At 67.5% G+C, this 16,569-nt stretch carries 14 protein-coding genes; 12 read left to right on the top strand and 2 right to left on the bottom strand.

The genetic code is table 11. From position 1 onward, the window contains the following. Positions 1 to 242: 242 nt before the first annotated feature. Positions 243 to 596 (top strand): Rv2175c family DNA-binding protein, encoded by a 354-nt coding sequence (locus QK291_RS15845; RefSeq protein WP_282383627.1) that lies wholly within the window; start codon positions 243 to 245, stop codon positions 594 to 596. A 175-nt stretch (positions 597 to 771) separates the two neighbouring features. On the opposite strand, the gene QK291_RS15840 is transcribed toward QK291_RS15845, so the two are convergent. Next, positions 772 to 1,866: a polyprenyl synthetase family protein gene (locus QK291_RS15840; protein WP_282383626.1), complete on the bottom strand. Its 1,095-nt coding sequence runs from the start codon at positions 1,864 to 1,866 to the stop codon at positions 772 to 774. Next, positions 1,863 to 2,396: a hypothetical protein gene (locus tag QK291_RS15835; protein WP_282383625.1), complete on the bottom strand. Its 534-nt coding sequence runs from the start codon at positions 2,394 to 2,396 to the stop codon at positions 1,863 to 1,865. Before QK291_RS15835 ends, QK291_RS15840 begins: the two co-directional genes overlap by 4 nt. A gap of 176 nt (positions 2,397 to 2,572) precedes the next feature. Between QK291_RS15835 and dinB the strand changes: the two genes are divergently transcribed. The 11 genes from dinB to ftsW all read left to right on the top strand — a co-directional run bounded on the left by dinB (position 2,573) and on the right by ftsW (position 16,563). Next, the gene (gene dinB, locus QK291_RS15830; protein ID WP_282383624.1) at positions 2,573 to 3,733 is read left to right on the top strand and encodes a DNA polymerase IV; all 1,161 of its coding nucleotides are present in this window, start codon (positions 2,573 to 2,575) and stop codon (positions 3,731 to 3,733) included. Between the two features lie 275 nt (positions 3,734 to 4,008). Then, the gene (locus QK291_RS15825; RefSeq protein ID WP_282383623.1) at positions 4,009 to 4,383 is read left to right on the top strand and encodes a DUF3040 domain-containing protein; all 375 of its coding nucleotides are present in this window, start codon (positions 4,009 to 4,011) and stop codon (positions 4,381 to 4,383) included. A gap of 372 nt (positions 4,384 to 4,755) precedes the next feature. Beyond that, positions 4,756 to 5,184, top strand: a complete 429-nt coding sequence (mraZ, locus tag QK291_RS15820; protein WP_160666519.1) for a division/cell wall cluster transcriptional repressor MraZ — start codon at positions 4,756 to 4,758, stop codon at positions 5,182 to 5,184. A gap of 196 nt (positions 5,185 to 5,380) precedes the next feature. Continuing rightward, positions 5,381 to 6,376, top strand: coding sequence for a 16S rRNA (cytosine(1402)-N(4))-methyltransferase RsmH (gene rsmH / locus QK291_RS15815; protein ID WP_282383622.1), 996 nt, complete (start codon positions 5,381 to 5,383; stop codon positions 6,374 to 6,376). Beyond that, the gene (locus QK291_RS15810) at positions 6,373 to 7,056 is read left to right on the top strand and encodes a hypothetical protein (protein ID WP_282383621.1); all 684 of its coding nucleotides are present in this window, start codon (positions 6,373 to 6,375) and stop codon (positions 7,054 to 7,056) included. Before rsmH ends, QK291_RS15810 begins: the two co-directional genes overlap by 4 nt. Positions 7,057 to 7,098: 42 nt before the next feature. Continuing rightward, complete coding sequence (locus QK291_RS15805) at positions 7,099 to 8,901, top strand: penicillin-binding protein 2 (protein WP_282383620.1); 1,803 nt, start codon at positions 7,099 to 7,101, stop codon at positions 8,899 to 8,901. Between the two features lie 126 nt (positions 8,902 to 9,027). Beyond that, positions 9,028 to 10,674 (top strand): UDP-N-acetylmuramoyl-L-alanyl-D-glutamate--2,6-diaminopimelate ligase, encoded by a 1,647-nt coding sequence (locus QK291_RS15800; RefSeq protein WP_282383619.1) that lies wholly within the window; start codon positions 9,028 to 9,030, stop codon positions 10,672 to 10,674. A 6-nt stretch (positions 10,675 to 10,680) separates the two neighbouring features. Next, complete coding sequence (gene murF, locus QK291_RS15795) at positions 10,681 to 12,270, top strand: UDP-N-acetylmuramoyl-tripeptide--D-alanyl-D-alanine ligase (RefSeq protein WP_282383618.1); 1,590 nt, start codon at positions 10,681 to 10,683, stop codon at positions 12,268 to 12,270. After that, positions 12,267 to 13,376, top strand: coding sequence for a phospho-N-acetylmuramoyl-pentapeptide-transferase (gene mraY, locus QK291_RS15790; RefSeq protein ID WP_282383616.1), 1,110 nt, complete (start codon positions 12,267 to 12,269; stop codon positions 13,374 to 13,376). Before murF ends, mraY begins: the two co-directional genes overlap by 4 nt. Continuing rightward, positions 13,373 to 14,959 (top strand): UDP-N-acetylmuramoyl-L-alanine--D-glutamate ligase, encoded by a 1,587-nt coding sequence (gene murD / locus QK291_RS15785; RefSeq protein ID WP_282383614.1) that lies wholly within the window; start codon positions 13,373 to 13,375, stop codon positions 14,957 to 14,959. Before mraY ends, murD begins: the two co-directional genes overlap by 4 nt. Positions 14,960 to 14,961: 2 nt before the next feature. Further along, positions 14,962 to 16,563 (top strand): putative lipid II flippase FtsW, encoded by a 1,602-nt coding sequence (gene ftsW / locus QK291_RS15780; RefSeq protein WP_282383612.1) that lies wholly within the window; start codon positions 14,962 to 14,964, stop codon positions 16,561 to 16,563. Positions 16,564 to 16,569 lie beyond the last annotated feature (6 nt).

Below are 16,569 nucleotides of genomic sequence, written 5' to 3'. Positions count from 1 at the left end.
TCTGGCCGGCAATACTGGTGTTACCAGTGTGACTCAAGTTGTAGCTGTTACAAATGTGATCCATGTGAATCTCTCATGATTTGGGAATTAGCACAAGAACTCTTTGACATTCCGCAAACAAGTGTTCGTGGAGTGTCGGTCCGGGAACCGGGACCCGGACGGAAGCCACATCCGGGGCCGCCGGCATTTATTCGGGTGGCGTCGACTAGGCGCAGAGGCTGCCGGCATGGCAATCTTGATCCGTGAGTAATGTAGAAAGCCTTGTGGGCGAATGGCTGCCCCTGCCCGATGTCGCACAGCTTATGAACGTTTCGATTACAAAGGTTCATGCCCTCCTGGACGAACGCGCGCTGGCGGCACTGAGGGTCGGTGAACGCCGGATCCGTTGCGTTCCTGCGGACTTCATTCAGGACGGCCATGCCGTGGAAAGCCTCAAGGGAACGATTGTGGTCCTCGCGGACGCCGGATACTCCGACGAGGAACTCATTACCTGGCTGTTTACGCCGGATGAATCCCTGCGCGGCCGTCCGATCGACGCCCTCCGCGAGGGGCGGAAAACGGAAATCCGGCGCCGGGCGCAGTCCCTGGCCTGGTAGCACAAAGAACGCGCCCGCCCTTAACTGACGCAGGCCCCGCACCTCACATGTGAGGTGCGGGGCCTGCGTCAGTTCGTGCCGCCGGCATTGTTCACGCCGCCGGCATTGTTCTTGCCGCCGGCGGACGTGCCGCCGGCGGACGTGAAGCGGGCTGACGTGTCAACGGGGCTGCGGCTCAGGCCGCTCGGCTGACCGTGGCCTCGGCCAGCTTCCGCAGCGCCGTCTTTGGCAGTTCCTCCAGCGGCAGGAGGTCCAGGGCAGCGAAGGCCGCGCGGCCGAATTCCTCGATCAGCACTTCCGTGGCCTGGAGTGCCCCGCAGTCTGCGATGATGCGGCGGATTTCGTCCACGTCGGCGTCGCCGAGCCCCGGGCTGCCGAGCTTCGAGTCGATGAACGCGGACTCGGCGGGGCTGGCCAGGTCCAGGGCAAAGGCGATCAGCACGGTCCGTTTGCCTTCCCGCAGGTCATCTCCCGCAGGTTTTCCGGTGGTGACCGGATCCCCGAAGACCCCCAGGACGTCGTCGCGGAGTTGGAAGGCCTCGCCCAACGGAAGGGCAAACGCCGAGTAGCCACGCAGCAGCTCGTCGCGGGCGCCGGCCAGGGCACCGCCCAGAGCCAGCGGATGCTCGGTGGAGTATTTGGCCGATTTGAAACGAATGATGGACTGTGCGCGGCTGACGGCCCCGGCCCGGTCCCGCCGGGGCCCGGCGACCTCCTCGAGGATGTCGAGGTATTGGCCGGCCATGACCTCGGCGCGCATCAGGTTGAAGATCAGCCGTGCCCGGCTCCCGGAGGCTGCGCTCTGACCGATCTCGGTAAAGGACTCCTCGCTGAATGACAGGCACAGATCACCGGTCAGGATGGCGGCGGCGTGTCCGAACCGTTCACTGTCCAGTGCCCAGCCTTGGGTCTCATGCAGTTCGCTGAAGCGCCGGTGCACGCTTGGGCCGCCCCTGCGCGTGTCAGAGCGGTCGATGATGTCGTCGTGGATCAGGGCAGCCGCCTGGAACAGCTCCAGCGCGGAGCCTGCCGTTACGACCTCGGTGGCGTCCGCTCCGCCACCGGCGCCCCGCCAGCCCCAGTAGCACATGAGTGCCCGGAGGCGTTTGCCGCCGGTCACGAGGTTCGAGATCGATCCCATCAGCGGATCGATGTCCGGGGAGATCGAGGACATCACCGCCTGGCGGGTGGTCAGGAAATCGGTGAGCTTCCCGGCGACTGCGGCCACATAGGCGGCTTGTTCCAGACGCAGCTGCTCCGCGAGGGTCACTTGACGGACTCGGCGGCGACGTTCGCACCGATGGTGAAGGTGGAGACGCCGGCGGTTTCCAGCACCGAGATGTTTACGGTTTCGGTGTCACCACGGAGGAAATCCTTGGACGGCACCGCTCCCACAGTTTCCCCCGGAACGGCCTGGAAGCCCTGGGCTTCCAGCTCCTTCGTATAAAAGGCAAGCACCTCAGCGGACGGCGCGGAGATGCTGGCGACGAGGGCCACCGTGGCCGGCTCCGTGGTCTTGTCAAAGCTGGAGGAGACGACCTTCGCCCCCGGCATCACCGGGAGGAGCTTCTCCGGGAACCCTGGAACCATCGCACCTACGGTGGCCGAGGTTCCGGGTTCGGCGGAGGGGCTGGCCGACGCTGTCGCGGTGGGCTGGGCCGCTGACGGCGGAGCCGAGACCGACGAGGACCCCGGGGCAGCGGCCCCGGGGTTGGCGGGTGTGCATGCCGCCAGGGCTATCAGCGTGCCCGCCGCCACTGCGGCTGCCGCAGCACGCTTGCGCTGTCCAAATACCTTCACGGGGACTTTCCTCCTGGTGTTGACGCCGGATTCAGCCTCCAGTTTAGTCAGTCCCGGGGCATAGGATTGAAGTTGTGGGGCCGGACGAGAATATACAGCAGCGGGAGCAGTCTCCCCAGGGCACAGCCAGGCGGCCCAGCGAAGCGGAACTTCGGGAGCTCCGGCGGAGCAGCATCATGCACGTCGACATGGATGCGTTCTTTGTGTCCGTGGAATTGTGCAGCCGTCCGGCGCTCGTGGGCAGGCCCGTCATCGTGGGCTATCCCGCCGACCGGTCCGTCGTGCTGTCCGCCTCGTACGAAGCCCGGAAATTCGGCGTCAAATCCGCCATGCCAATGGTGGTGGCCATGCGGATGTGTCCGTCGGCCATTGTCATCGAGCCCCGGCACCAGCTTTACTACGAGGTGTCCGGCCAGATGATGGCGATTTTCGGGTCCATCACCGAATTGGTGGAGCCGCTCAGCGTGGACGAGGCCTTCCTCGACGTCGGGGGAGCGATCCGCCGGCTGGGTCCGCCCCGCGCGATCGGCGAACTCATCCGCACCCGGGTCCGCAGTGAATTGGGTATCACCGCGTCCGTGGGGATAGCCGCCAGCAAGTTCGTGGCGAAGATTGCCTCCACCCGGTGCAAGCCGAACGGGCTGCTGCTCATCGGTCCGGAGGAGACGGTCCCGTACCTGCACAGCCTTCCGGTCAGCGCCCTCTGGGGTGTCGGCGCAAAAACCGTTGAGGTGCTGTCCCGGATGGGCATCCGGACGGTCGCCGACGTCGCGGCGTCACCGCTCCCGTCCCTCCGGAAGGTGCTCGGTGCGTCCGGGGAACACGTCTACCGGCTGTCCTGGGGAATTGACCCCCGCCCGGTGACCCCCGTCCGGCTCGAAAAGAGCATTGGCGCGGAAGAGACCTTCGCCCTGGACACCGCCGACGAGGCCCTGCTGCACCGGGAACTGCTGCGCCTGTCACACCGCACGGCGGAGCGGCTCCGCGGTGCCGGCATGCATGCCCGAACCGTGGCACTCAAGCTGCGCTATGCGGACTTCTCCACGATCACCCGCAGCCGCACTGTCAGCACCCCGATCGAGAGTGCCCAACTTCTGTACTCCGTCGCCGTCCAGCTCCTGGAATCGGTCGGCGACCGCCCCATGACCGTGCGGCTCGTGGGTATCCGCGCCGAACAGCTTGAGGAGGCCGCGCAGGCGCCCCTGCAACTCAGCCTCGACCGCCGGGATGACAATTGGCGCGCCGCGGAGCAGGTTCTGGACCAGGTGACCCGGAAATTTGGCACAAAATCAGTGCTTCCGGCCAGGCTCCTGGACCCCGGGAGCAATTCAGGCTGATCCGGGTGTCAATCACGCGCTTTTTGAAGTCAAGGGGACGTTCGGCATCTTTCAGAACAGGACGCAACAAACTATCCTTATTTATACGTAAGTTTGGAACGACTGGAACGAGCGTTCGGACTAATGCAGGACCAGCTGATCACCCCGGATGGGGTCGTGGAGAACCCCATTCGACCAACGGCGGCGATTGGGAACCACGCGGGGATCCCGCACGTTGTGGGTTCAGGGACACTGGCGGCGTCAGTCTGGACGTCGGCCGATTTAAGGAGGTCGTGATGCCGCTCTCGGAGCACGAACAGAAGTTGCTGGAGCAACTTGAGAAGCAGTTGCATGAGGACGACCCTAAGTTCGCCAGCTCGATGGGCTCGGACGCGGGACGTTCATGGTCAACCCGCCATTTGGTGATCGGCGTCCTGGCCACGCTGGCCGGTGTCGTGCTCCTTCTCTTTGGCGTGACGATTCAAAACATCTTTGTCGGAGTCCTCGGCTTTGTGGTCATGGGGGCCGGGGTCTACTACGCCACCATGCGCGGTGCTGCTGCCGGCAAGGCCAAAGCCTCCGGTGCGGCCCGGAAGTCCGGGAAGCCCAGGAGCTCGTTCATGAGCAATCTTGAGGAACGCTGGGACGAGCGGCACCGCGGGGAGCCCTGAGCTCCGGCCGATCCACCGAAACTCCAGTCCGACCTCCACTTTCCACCACAGGCAACGCCCGGGTGGCGTAGAAGACCCGCTCCGGCGGGTCTTTTGTCGTTAACCCCGGGGCTCGCCATGCCCGGAGAGGGCCAGGAGCGGCCGTGTGCGCCGGATGCCGTGCCGCGGCCCGGCATATTTCCTCCACTGCGCCCCACCGGCCCCGGTTCCCAGCCATTACGGGGAACAAAGAGGCCACCGCCCCACAAATTGACGCCGAATCGTTCGGCGTGTCGTTGACTGGGGAGGGATGTGGAGTAATGTGGAGGGCGTAAGAGGGTAGTGGCAGCACGGGGGACGTTGGGCTTCCTACGAACAGACAGGCGGTGGGCCGTGTTTCTCGGCACACATTCGCCACGTCTGGACGAGAAGGGTCGAATCATCCTTCCCGCGAAGTTCCGCGAGGAGCTTGCCGGGGGACTGGTTCTCACAAGGGGCCAGGAACGCTGCATCTACGTCTTTAGTGAGGCGGAGTTCGGCCGGGTTCACGAGCAAATGCGGGAGGCCCCAATCTCCAGCAAACAGGCTCGTGACTACATCCGTGTTTTCCTCTCTGGAGCCTCCGACGAGGTACCTGACAAGCAGGGGCGCGTGACGATTCCACCGGCGCTCCGGGAGTACGCAGGGCTCGGCCGGGAACTCGCCGTTATCGGTGCAGGAACCCGCGCTGAGATCTGGGACGCACAGGCCTGGAACGAGTACCTCGCCGAAAAGGAAACGGCCTTCTCGGAGACCGACGACGCAATACCGGGGATTCTGTGAAGCCCCGCAGGACCAAGGCAGCACTGCACGATTCTTGACCGAGATCTCCAGCCGCCCATCCGGCTGTTTTCCTGGCTCACTTCCCCGGAGCCAGGCAGACGCAGGGTAGGCGCGGATGGGGATCTGGATTAAGAAGCGGCACGCGCAGCCAGCACCGCACTCCAGGAACCAGCCGGACAAACGAAAGGACGCAGGCATGACGGACCCTGACCAGAAGCCCACGTCCGAACGCCATGTACCGGTCCTCAGGGACCGGTGCATCAGTTTGTTGGCACCCGGGTTCGAGGCGGCGCGCAGCCGCGGCGAGACCCCCGTGGTCATCGATGCCACCCTTGGCATGGGCGGTCACGCGGAGGCCATGCTGCAGCGCTTTCCGGACCTGCACCTGATCGGGATCGACCGCGATGAGGAAGCCCTGGCCCTCGCCGGGGACCGACTCCAGCCCTTCGCCAACCGGATTGACCTCGTGCACGCCGTGTACGACGAGATCCCCGACATCCTTGAAGACCTCGGCTTCGCTGAGGTCCACGGGGTCCTGATGGACCTCGGCGTCTCCTCGCTCCAGCTGGACGAACGGGAACGCGGCTTCGCCTACTCCTTCGACGCCCCGCTGGACATGCGCATGGACACGAGCCGCGGCCAGACCGCCGCCGACGTCGTCAACAACTACAGCGAAGAGGACCTGGTCCGGATCATCCGGAAATGGGGCGAGGAGAAGTTCGCCGGCCGCATCGCCAACCGGATCGTCACCGCCCGCGCCGGGAAGCCCTTCACGACAACGGGGGAGCTCGTCGAGCAGATCCGCGATGTTGTCCCCTCCGGCGCCGCAAAAAAGGGCGGACATCCGGCAAAGCGCACCTTCCAGGCACTCCGGATCGAGGTCAACGAAGAACTCGATGTCCTCGAACGCGCCATCCCGGCGGCCATCAACGCCATCGCCGTCGGCGGCCGCGTGGTCGTCATGTCATACCACTCGCTGGAAGACAAGATCGTCAAGGGCTTCTTCCAGGCAGGATCCAAATCCTCCGCACCGCTCGGCTTCCCCGTGGAACTCGAAGAGCACAAGGCCGAACTGAAAACCCTGACGAAGGGCACCGAAGTGCCCACCGCCGCCGAAATCGCCGAGAATCCACGCGCCGCGTCCGCCAGACTCCGCGCTGTGGAACGCATCAAAACCAGGAGGGCCGCATGAGCACCGCCGCTGTCAACAGATTCCCCGTTGCCACAGGCGCGACAGCCCGCGCCCTGCCCGGGATCACTCCCGGCACCGGCCCCTCCCGGAAAGCGCGCACCCCGCTCTCCCTGGTCCGGTCGGCCCCGCAGAAGCGCCGCGCCCCGTTCGTCGTGCTCTGCTTTGGCCTCCTGGCAGTGGCCCTGATGGCGGTACTGGTCCTCAACATCTCCGTGTCCACCGCGCAGTACCAGCTGGTGCAGCTGCGGAGCGAGCAGTCCACGCTGACGAAACAGAACCAGGACCTGACCCAGCAGGTGCAGAACTTTGACGCCCCGCAGAACCTGGCCGCCAAGGCCACCGAGCTGGGCATGGTGGCGTCCACCACCAAGGGCCAGATCGACCTCTCCACCCTCAGCGTCACGGGCAAGGCCAAGCCCGCGGTGAAGGGCGACGCCCCGGGCGCCGTCATTGCCGCCCCGGCCGTGGCCGGACAACTCAGCGTCGTTCCGCCGGCCACTGTGAAGGAGCCGCTGGCGAACCGCAAACCCGCGGCTGCCCCAGCGGCCGCTGAGGCCGCCGGTGCACCGGCTGCCGCCGCACCGGCCGCCGAGGCTGTGCCGGTCCCGCCGGCAAAACCGGCGGTCGAACTCCACGGGGGCTCTGTTCCTGCCCCCGCGCAGAAGGTGCCGGGACAGTAACGCAGGACGGACCACCAGCCAGGCAACCAGCAAGGAAACATCGTGGCGCAGAACACCGGCAAGGCACGCAAGGCGAAAGCGCCGAGTGCGACCCGGCGGCTGAGGCTGGGCCTCGGCGTCATGCTGACGCTCCTGCTCGTCGTCGGCGGAAAACTCTTCCTGGTGCAGGGCCTCGACGTCGGCGGTATGGCCGAGGCCGCCTTGCAGAACAGGCTCACCCCCATCGAACTGCCCGCCGAGCGCGGCAGCATCCTGGATGCCAACGGCACCGTCCTGGCCAGCAGCGTGATCCGCTACAACCTCGTTGTCGACCAGACCGTCAACACCAAGACCGAGGAGTTCCGCCGGCTGGAACCGGTGGGTGGCAAGGAAGAGCTCGTCAAGGTCTCCCGGGACCAGGGCATCAACGAACTCGCAGCCGTGCTGGGCATGGCCAATGCCACCCTCAAAGACGCACTGACGGGTGACCAGCGCTACTACATCGTGGCCAAGGACCTGAAGCCCGACGTCGAGGACCGTATCGCCAAGCTGCAGATCCCCGGCATCGTCACCGAGGGCACCAGCAAGCGCGTGTACCCCAACGGCTCGGTGGCCGGCGGGATCGTAGGCTTCCTGAAGGACGGCACCACCGGCCAGGCCGGCCTGGAGCAGACCCAGGACGAGGTCCTCAGGGGAACCTCGGGCAAACGGCTCTTCGAAATCGGCGCCGACGGTCTGCGCATCCCGGTCGGAGTCGACCAGTTGACCCCGGCCGTCAACGGCAAGGACCTCAAACTCACCCTGAACGCCGACCTCCAGTACTTCGCCCAGCAGGCCATCCAGAGCCAGCGGGACAAGCTCAGCGCCGAGTGGGGCGTCGTGATCGTCCAGGACATCAAGACCGGCAACATCATCGCCATGGCGGACACCAACGCACCGGACCCCAACGACCCCGGCAAGGCCGAGGCCCAGGACCGCGGCGTCCGTGCCGTCACCGCGGCGTACGAACCCGGATCGGTGGAAAAGATGATCACGGCGGCCGCCCTGATCGAGGAAGGCAAGTCCTTCCCGCTGGATAAGTTCACCATCCCGTCCTCGTACACCGTGGACGGGCAGACCTTCAGCGACTCCTTCGCGCACGGCACGGAGGAACGGACCCTGGCAGGCATCCTGGGCTGGTCGATGAACACCGGGACGGTCATGGCCGGCGCGCGGCTCAGCAAGGAGCAGCGCTACGACTGGCTGAAGAGGTTCGGCATCGGCGAAGCGCCGCACGTCGGACTGCCGGCCGAGGCCTCCGGCATCCTGACCCCCCACGAGCAATGGGACGGTCGACAGGAGTACACCGTGCTGTTCGGCCAGGGCGTCTCGCAGTCCACGCTGCAGACCGTCCGGGCCTTCCAGACCATCGGCAACAACGGGGTGATGCTCCAGCCGCGGCTGATCGACAGCCACGTCAACCCGGACGGCACCGAGGAAAAAGTTCCGGCGCAGCCTTCACGGCAGATCGTCACCCCGGACACCGCCCGGCAGGTGCGGGACATCCTCGAAAGCGCTGTCACGGAGGGCCAGATCAAGGAGGCCGGTCTGGACGGCTACCGGGTCGGGGCGAAGACCGGCACCTCGCAGTCGCCGTGCGACGACGGCACCGCGGGCTTCTGCGGCTTCACGGCGTCGATGGTGGGAATGGCGCCGATGGACGATCCGCGGTTTATTGTTGAAGTGGTCCTGCAACGGCCCAAGGGCGATATCTACGGCATCTCGAACGGACCGGTCTTCCGGTCCGTGATGAGCCAGGCGCTGCGGACGTACAACGTCCCGCCGTCCACCGGCGAACCCGTCCGGCTGCCGCAGTTCGTCAAGTAGCACCCCCGCGGGGACCAGCACCACGCACGTCCGCCACCAACCTGTACCGGGAATACTGAGCCTGCGGGCCGGAGCAATCCTCCGTGCGCAGCGCCAGATCCACCAGCACCACCAACGGAGATCCACGTGTCAGACCAGAATGCCCCCGGCGCTTACGCCGCGCCGTCCGCGCCGGGCTTCCGGCCCACTGCGGTAGCTGCCGTGCCGCTGGCCGCCATCGGCGAGGCAATCGGCGTCGTTGTCCCCGGGGCTTCCGGTTCCGTCGCGGTCACCGGGATCTCCCTGAACTCCCGAAGCGTCCAGCCCGGCGACCTCTACGTCGCCCTGCCCGGCGCGAGCCGGCACGGCGCCGACTTCGTCTCCCAAGCCCTGGCAGCCGGGGCGTCCGCCGTGCTGACGGACGACGCCGGCGCGCGCCTGCTGGCGTTCTCCCACGACATCGCCGCGCCGGTCCTGCTGGCCCGGGAGCCCCGCAGCCTCGTCGGACGGCTGTCCGCCCTGATCTACCGGAGCCGGCCGCAGGGCGAGCCCGCCCCGGCTCTCTACGGCGTCACGGGCACCAACGGCAAGACCACCACCACCTACTTCATTAACGCCCTGCTGCAGGCCCTCGGGCAGAAGACAGGGCTGATCGGCACCATCGAAATCCTGGCCGGCGGAGAGCCGATCCCCAGCCTCCTCACCACCCCGGAGTCCACCGACGTCCACGCCCTGCTGGCCCTGATGCGCGAACGCGGTCTGGACGCGGCCTCGATGGAGGTCTCCTCGCACGCCATCTCCTTCCACCGCGTGGACGGGGTCGAGTTCGACGTCGCCGGCTTCACCAACCTGACCCAGGACCACCTCGACCTGCACGGCAGCATGGCGGAGTACTTCCAGACCAAGGCCCGGCTCTTCGCCCCCGGGCGGGCCCGCCGCGCAGTCGTGACCGTCGACGACGACTGGGGCGTTCAGCTGGCCGCCACAGCGGGCATCCCGGTGACCACGCTGGCCACGCACGTCGCCGGCGGCGCGACAAGTCCGCCCGCGGCCGCGGACTGGACGGTCTTCGGGCCGGCCCCGCGCGGACTCGGCACCGTCTTTACCCTCCGCCACCGCGACGGAACGGAGCTGCGCGTCCACACCGGGCTGCCCGGAAGCTTCAATGTGGCCAACGCCGCACTGGCAACCGTCATGGTGCTCGAGGGCGGCCACAATGCCGCCGACATCCAGGCCGCCCTCGACGCCGGCGATCCCTTCACCGTCGCCGTCCCCGGCCGCATGCAGCTCGTCTCCACCGCCCCCGCCGCGGTGGTGGACTTTGCGCACAACCCCGATGCCCTGGCCCGCGCCCTGGAGGCGGTCCGCTCCCCGGAACCGGGGTCCAGGGTGATCATCGTCTTTGGCGCCACCGGCCAGCGTGACCAGGGCAAGCGCCCCGCCATGGGTGCCATTGCCGCCCGCCTCGCCGACGTCGTCATTGTCAGCGACGACGACCCGCACGACGAGGACGCCGCGGAAATCCGCGCCGACGTCCTGGTCGGCGCGGTTGAGGCCAAGGAGCACGAGGGCCTGGACTGCAGCATTATGGAGGTCTTTCCCCGCGATGCGGCCATCCGGAAGGCCGTTGCACTGGCGGACGCGGCCGACACCATCCTCGTCGCGGGACGGGGCCACGAAATTTGGCAGGAAGTCAAGGGCGTCAACCTCGCCCTTGACGACAGGGTGGAGCTCCGCCGGGCCTTGACGGCCCGGGGATTCACCGTTCTCGAAGACCAGCGGATAGAGTCCTAAACCGAGATGATTGCATTTACCGCGGCGGAAATCGCCGACATAACCAATGGCCGGCTGGCCGCCGAACCGGGGACAACCCCCGGCTCCGTGGTCACCGACTCCCGGGACACCACCCCGGGTTCCCTCTACGTGGCCAAACCGGGCGAGACGGCCGACGGCCATGACTTCGTCGGTGCTGCCTTCGAGCGCGGCGCCGTGCTGGCCCTGGTCGAACACGACGTTTCCGACGCCGCAGGCCGCGCCTACCCCGCCATCGTGGTCCAGGACTCGGTCCTCGCGATGGGCGCCCTGGCCGCGGAAACCGTCAGGCGGATCCGCGCCGGCCGCGCAGCCGACGGCGAGCCGCTGACCGTGATTGGCATCACCGGGTCCGCCGGCAAGACCACCACCAAGGACCTGCTGGCCGGGATCCTGGCCGCGGAAGGCAACACCGTTGCCCCGCAGGGATCCTACAACGGCGAGGTCGGGGTCCCACTGACGGTCTTCAAGGCCGGGACCGACACCCGTTACCTCGTGATCGAGATGGGCGCCACGGGCGTCGGCCACATCCGCTACCTCGCCGAGATGGTCCGCCCCGACATCGGGGTGGTCCTTGGTGTCGGCACGGCCCATGCCGGTGAATTCGGCGGCGTGGACAACATCGCCATCGCCAAGGGCGAGCTCGTCGAAGCCCTGCCTGCCAGCGGCACCGCCGTCCTCAATTTGGACGATGCCCGCGTCGCCGCCATGGCCGCGCGCACCCGGGCCACCGTGCTCGGGTACACCGCCCAGCCGGCCCGTGACAGCGTCGGCGACACCGCCGGAGCGAACACCGCCGCTGCGGAGCTGGTCCGCGCCGGGGGCCTCGGACTCACGTCCGGCGGCAGCCCGGAGTTCGACCTCTTCCTGCCGGGTGAAAGCGCCGGGCACCACGTCGTGGCCCGGCTGATCGGCGCCCACCACATCGCCAACCTGCTGGCAGCGGCGGCGGCGGCCCACGCCGCCGGCGTTCCCGCCGCACGCATCGCGGCCTCGCTGGGCGCCCAGACGGCCGCCAGCCGGTGGCGGATGGAACGCACCGAACGGCCCGACGGCGTCACCGTCATCAACGACGCCTACAACGCCAACCCGGAATCCATGCGCGCCGCGCTGCGCACCCTCGCCGACCTCGGGCGGGGCCGCCGGACCTGGGCCGTGCTCGGGGCCATGCTGGAGCTGGGACCCGACTCCATCCGTGAACACATGGCCGTGGGCACCCAGGTGGTCCGGCTCAACATCTCCCGGCTCGTCGTCGTCGGACGCGAGGCCCGGTCGCTGTATGTCTCAGCCGTCAACGAGGGGTCCTGGGGCGACGAATGCGTCTTCGCCGAGACCCCGGAGGAAGCCTACGAGCTCCTGCAAGCCGAGCTGGAGCCCGGTGACCTGGTGCTCTTCAAGTCCTCCAACAGCATCGGACTGCGCCATCTGGGCGATCGGATAGCATTACCCCCACAGGCCCCCGGGACCGCTGCCGGTCCCGCTGAGGGAAGGGCTGCCGGAAACGCAGCCGGAGACGCCGCAGGAACCGCCGCCGAAAACGCTGCCGGAACCGCCACTGAAGGGAGTGCGCTGCTGTGATTGCACTGCTGATGGGCTCTGGACTGGCCCTGCTGTTCGCCTTTCTGGGCACCCCGCTCTTTATCCGCTTCCTGGTCCGCAAGAGCTACGGGCAATTCATCCGGGATGACGGACCCACCACCCACCACACCAAGCGCGGCACCCCCACCATGGGCGGCACCATTGTGGTCCTGGCGGTGCTCGCCAGCTACGGCATCACGCACGGCGTGATGTGGATGATCAACCCGGCATCGCCAGGGCCGTCCGCCTCGGCCATCCTGCTGCTGTTCCTCATGGTCGGCATGGGGCTGGTCGGCTTCCTTGATGACTTCATCAAGATCTCCAAGCAGCGGAGCCTGGGCCTGAACGCCAAGGCCAAGCTCATCCTGCAGGCCGCCGTGGGCATCATCTTCGCGGTCCTGGCCCTGCAGTTCCCCGACGAGAACGGCGTGACGCCCGCGTCCTACCAGATTTCCCTGGTCCGCGATATCCCATGGCTGAACCTGGCCTTCGCCGGCACCCTGATCGGCGCCGTCCTCTTCGTGCTGTGGTCGAACCTGATCATCACCGCCGCGACCAACGGCGTGAACCTCACTGACGGCCTCGACGGCCTCGCCGCCGGCGCCTCCATCATGGTCTTCGGCGCCTACACCCTGATGGGGATCTGGCAGAGCAACCAGGCCTGCGGCTCGCCCCGGCAGGCCGGCGCCGGCTGTTACACCGTCCGCGACCCGCTGGACCTGGCCCTGCTCGCCGCCATCCTCAGCGCGGCGCTGGTCGGCTTCCTGTGGTGGAACACCTCACCGGCCAAGATCTTCATGGGCGACACCGGTTCGCTGGCGATCGGCGGCGCCGTCGCCGGCTTCGCCATCCTGTCCCGGACCGAGCTGCTGCTCGCCTTCATCGGCGGCCTCTTCGTTCTGATCACCCTCTCGGTGATCATCCAGGTCGGCTATTTCAAGATCACCAAGGGCAAACGGTTCTTCAAGATGGCCCCGCTCCAGCACCACTTTGAACTCAAAGGCTGGGCCGAGGTCACCGTCGTCGTCCGGTTCTGGATCCTGTGCGGCCTCTTCGTCGCCGCCGGCCTGGGAATCTTCTACGCCGAGTGGGTGGTCCTGCTGTGACCGGTTCGATTCCCGCACCCCTCACCACCTCACCCCGGCTCCAGGGTCTGGTCAGCTGGGACTCCGACTGGGCCGGACTCCGGGTTGTCGTTACCGGCATCGGGGTCTCCGGCTTCGCCGCCGCCGACACACTGATCGAACTGGGCGCCCGTGTGGTCGTGGTGGACGCCGCCACCGGCCCCACCGCACAGGCCCAGGCGGACACCCTCCGGATCGTCGGCGCTGTCGATGTCCTGCTGGGCGAGGACGCCGTAGGGACCGTTCCCAAAATCGACGGCGCCAAGCCGGACCTGATCGTCACCTCCCCGGGCTGGCGGCCGGACCAGGCGCTGCTCGCCGCCGCGGCCCGGGCCCACATCCCGGTCTGGGGCGACGTCGAACTCGCCTGGCGCCTTCGCGAACGCCAGGGGCGCAAGACCGCCGACTGGCTGACCATCACCGGCACCAACGGCAAGACCACCACCGTCGGGCTGACCGAGTCGATGCTGCAGGCGGCCGGGCTCAAGGCCATCGCCGTCGGCAACGTCGGCACCCCGATCCTAAACGCCCTGCGCGATCCGGTGGACTACGACGTCTTCGCCGTCGAGCTCTCCAGCTTCCAGCTGCACTGGAGCGACTCCATCTCGCCGGTGGCGAGCGTCTGCCTCAATGTCGCCGAGGACCACGTCGACTGGCACGGCTCCTACGCCTCCTACCTGGCGGACAAGGCCAAGATCTACGAACACACCCAGAAGGCGTGCATCTACAACGCCGAGCAGATCGAAACCGAACGCATGGTGGAGGACGCCGACGTCGTCGAAGGCTGCCGTGCGGTGGCCTTCACCACGCTCACGCCGGCCATCAGCATGCTCGGCGTCGTCGAAGGACTCCTGGTGGACCGCGCCTTCATCGCCGAGCGCAAGGACAGCGCCGCCGAACTGGCGTCGGTGTCGGACCTCGGCCCGGTGGCACCCCGCCATATGGTGGCCAATGCCCTGGCCGCCGCCGCCCTCGTCCGGGCCTACGGCGTCGACCCTGCCGCCGTCCGCAAGGGCCTGCTGGACTACCTGCCGGGGGACCACCGCATCCAGCCCGTTGCCCGCCACGACGGAATCCTCTGGGTCAACGACTCCAAGGCCACCAACCCGCATGCCGCAGCCGCCTCGCTCTCCGCGTTCGAGAGCGTCGTGTGGATCGCGGGCGGACTGTCCAAGGGCGTCAACTATGAGCCGCTGGTCCAGGAACACGCCCGGCGGCTCAAGGCCGTGGTCCTGATCGGGGCGGACTCCAGCGATCTCCGCTCCGCGTTGCAGCGACACGCACCCGATGTCCCCGTGATCGATGCGGGGACGGGCGAAAATGAAGAGGTGCAGATTGCCGGGACGGCCGGTGCCGTGGCAGGTCCCCCGCCGATTGCGGGTGGGACTGTGATGGCCCGGGCCGTTGCGTCGGCGGCGCAGCTGGCCGCCTCCGGGGACACTGTGCTCCTGGCCCCGGCGGCAGCATCCATGGATCAGTTCTCTTCCTACGCTCACCGTGGCGACGCCTTCATCGAAGCTGTCCGCGAGCTCGTGGAAGGGCAGGCTCAGACCAGCGAGGAGTAACAATGGTCAGCACGCCCACACGTCACCCAGCGGCCGCACCGGCCGCAACCAACGCCCCCGCCGCGAAATCTGCGGCAGCCAAAGCCCCCGCCCCCGCGCCCGGGGCCGGCGCCGGCCCGCAAGCGGCCCTCCGGAAAGCCCAGGGCTGGCACCGGGGCTTCTGGTCCGCCCTGGAAGGCACCGGGAAGTCCCGCAACGGCTCCACGTATTACCTGATCCTGGGCTCCACCCTGGCACTGACGGCCATCGGCATCATGATGGTGCTGTCCGCCTCCAGCGTCGAAGCCATCGCGGCAGGGGAGTCGCCCTATACCGCGGCCCTGAAGCAGGGAATGTTCGCCGGGATCGGCCTGTTCTTCATGTTCCTGCTCTCGCGGGTCAATGTGGTCTGGCTCAAGCGCGGCGCCTGGATCGCCATCCTCATGGCGTTCGTGCTGCTGGTGCTCGTGCTGCTCGTTGGCCGCAGCGCCCTCGGCAACCAGAACTGGATCGACGTCGGACCCTTCACCTTCCAGCCCTCCGAGGCGGCCAAACTGGCGCTGGCCCTGTGGATGGCCACCGTCCTGGACCGCAAGGCCAAACTGCTCTCCCAGGCCAAGCATGCCCTGATCCCCGTCGTGCTCCCGGGCGCTGCCGGAGTGATCGGGCTCATCCTCATGGGCAACGACCTCGGCACTGCCATGATCGTCATGATGATCGTGGCGGCCGCCCTGTTCTTCGCCGGAGTGCGGCTGTACCTGTTCGGCATCGCCGGGATTTTCCTCGCCGCCGCCACCGCTGTCCTGGCCATTACCAGCCCCAACCGGGTGTGCCGCATCCTGTCCTGGACCGGGCAGACCTGCGCGGATGGCTCTGACCTGAACTACCAGTCCACCAACGGCCTCTACGGGCTCGCCTCCGGCGGATGGTTCGGGGTGGGGCTGGGCCAAAGCCGGCAGAAGTACAGCTGGATCCCGGAAGCCCACAATGACTTCATCTTCGCCATCATCGGCGAGGAGCTTGGACTCGTCGGAACCCTGGTGGTGCTGGTTCTCTTCGCCATCCTCGGCACCGCCATTTACCGCGTGGTGGTGGCCCAGAAGGCCATGTTCCACCGGGTCCTGGCCGGCACCATCATGGTCTGGCTGCTCGGCCAGGCGACGGTCAACATGGCCGTGGTCACCGGGCTGGCCCCCGTGGTGGGAATCCCGCTCCCGTTCATTTCCTACGGCGGCTCGGCGCTGCTCATGTCGCTGTGTGCGATCGGCGTAGTCTTGTCACTGGCCCGGGCCCAGATGGCACCCGCCCTGCAGCCCAAACGGCTGTTCAGGTTCGGCCCGGCCGGACTCGCGGCCTCCCTGCGGAAGCGCACCGCGGCGCGCACCGCGGCCGGGAAGCCCGGGAAGCCCGGGAATACCGGAAAGCCCGGCAAACCCGGGAAACCCGGCCATACCGGAAAGCCCGGCAACTATCCGGCCGCCGGGCCCACCCCGGCCCGAAAGGCTGCCGGGACGTCGGCCGCCGGAGCGCCGGCCACCGGCACGTCGGCCGGCGGAACACCTGCCGCCGGAGCACGGACCGCAAGAACGCCCGCCCCCAGCAATCCCGCACGAAAGCGTAAATAGGCCCTC

The organism is Arthrobacter sp. AL12 (assembly GCF_029960645.1).
In the GTDB taxonomy this organism is placed as follows: Bacteria; Actinomycetota; Actinomycetes; order Actinomycetales; family Micrococcaceae; genus Arthrobacter.
The sequence above is the reverse complement of the archived record's forward strand: the minus strand, read 5'-3'. Positions and strand labels throughout refer to the sequence as shown.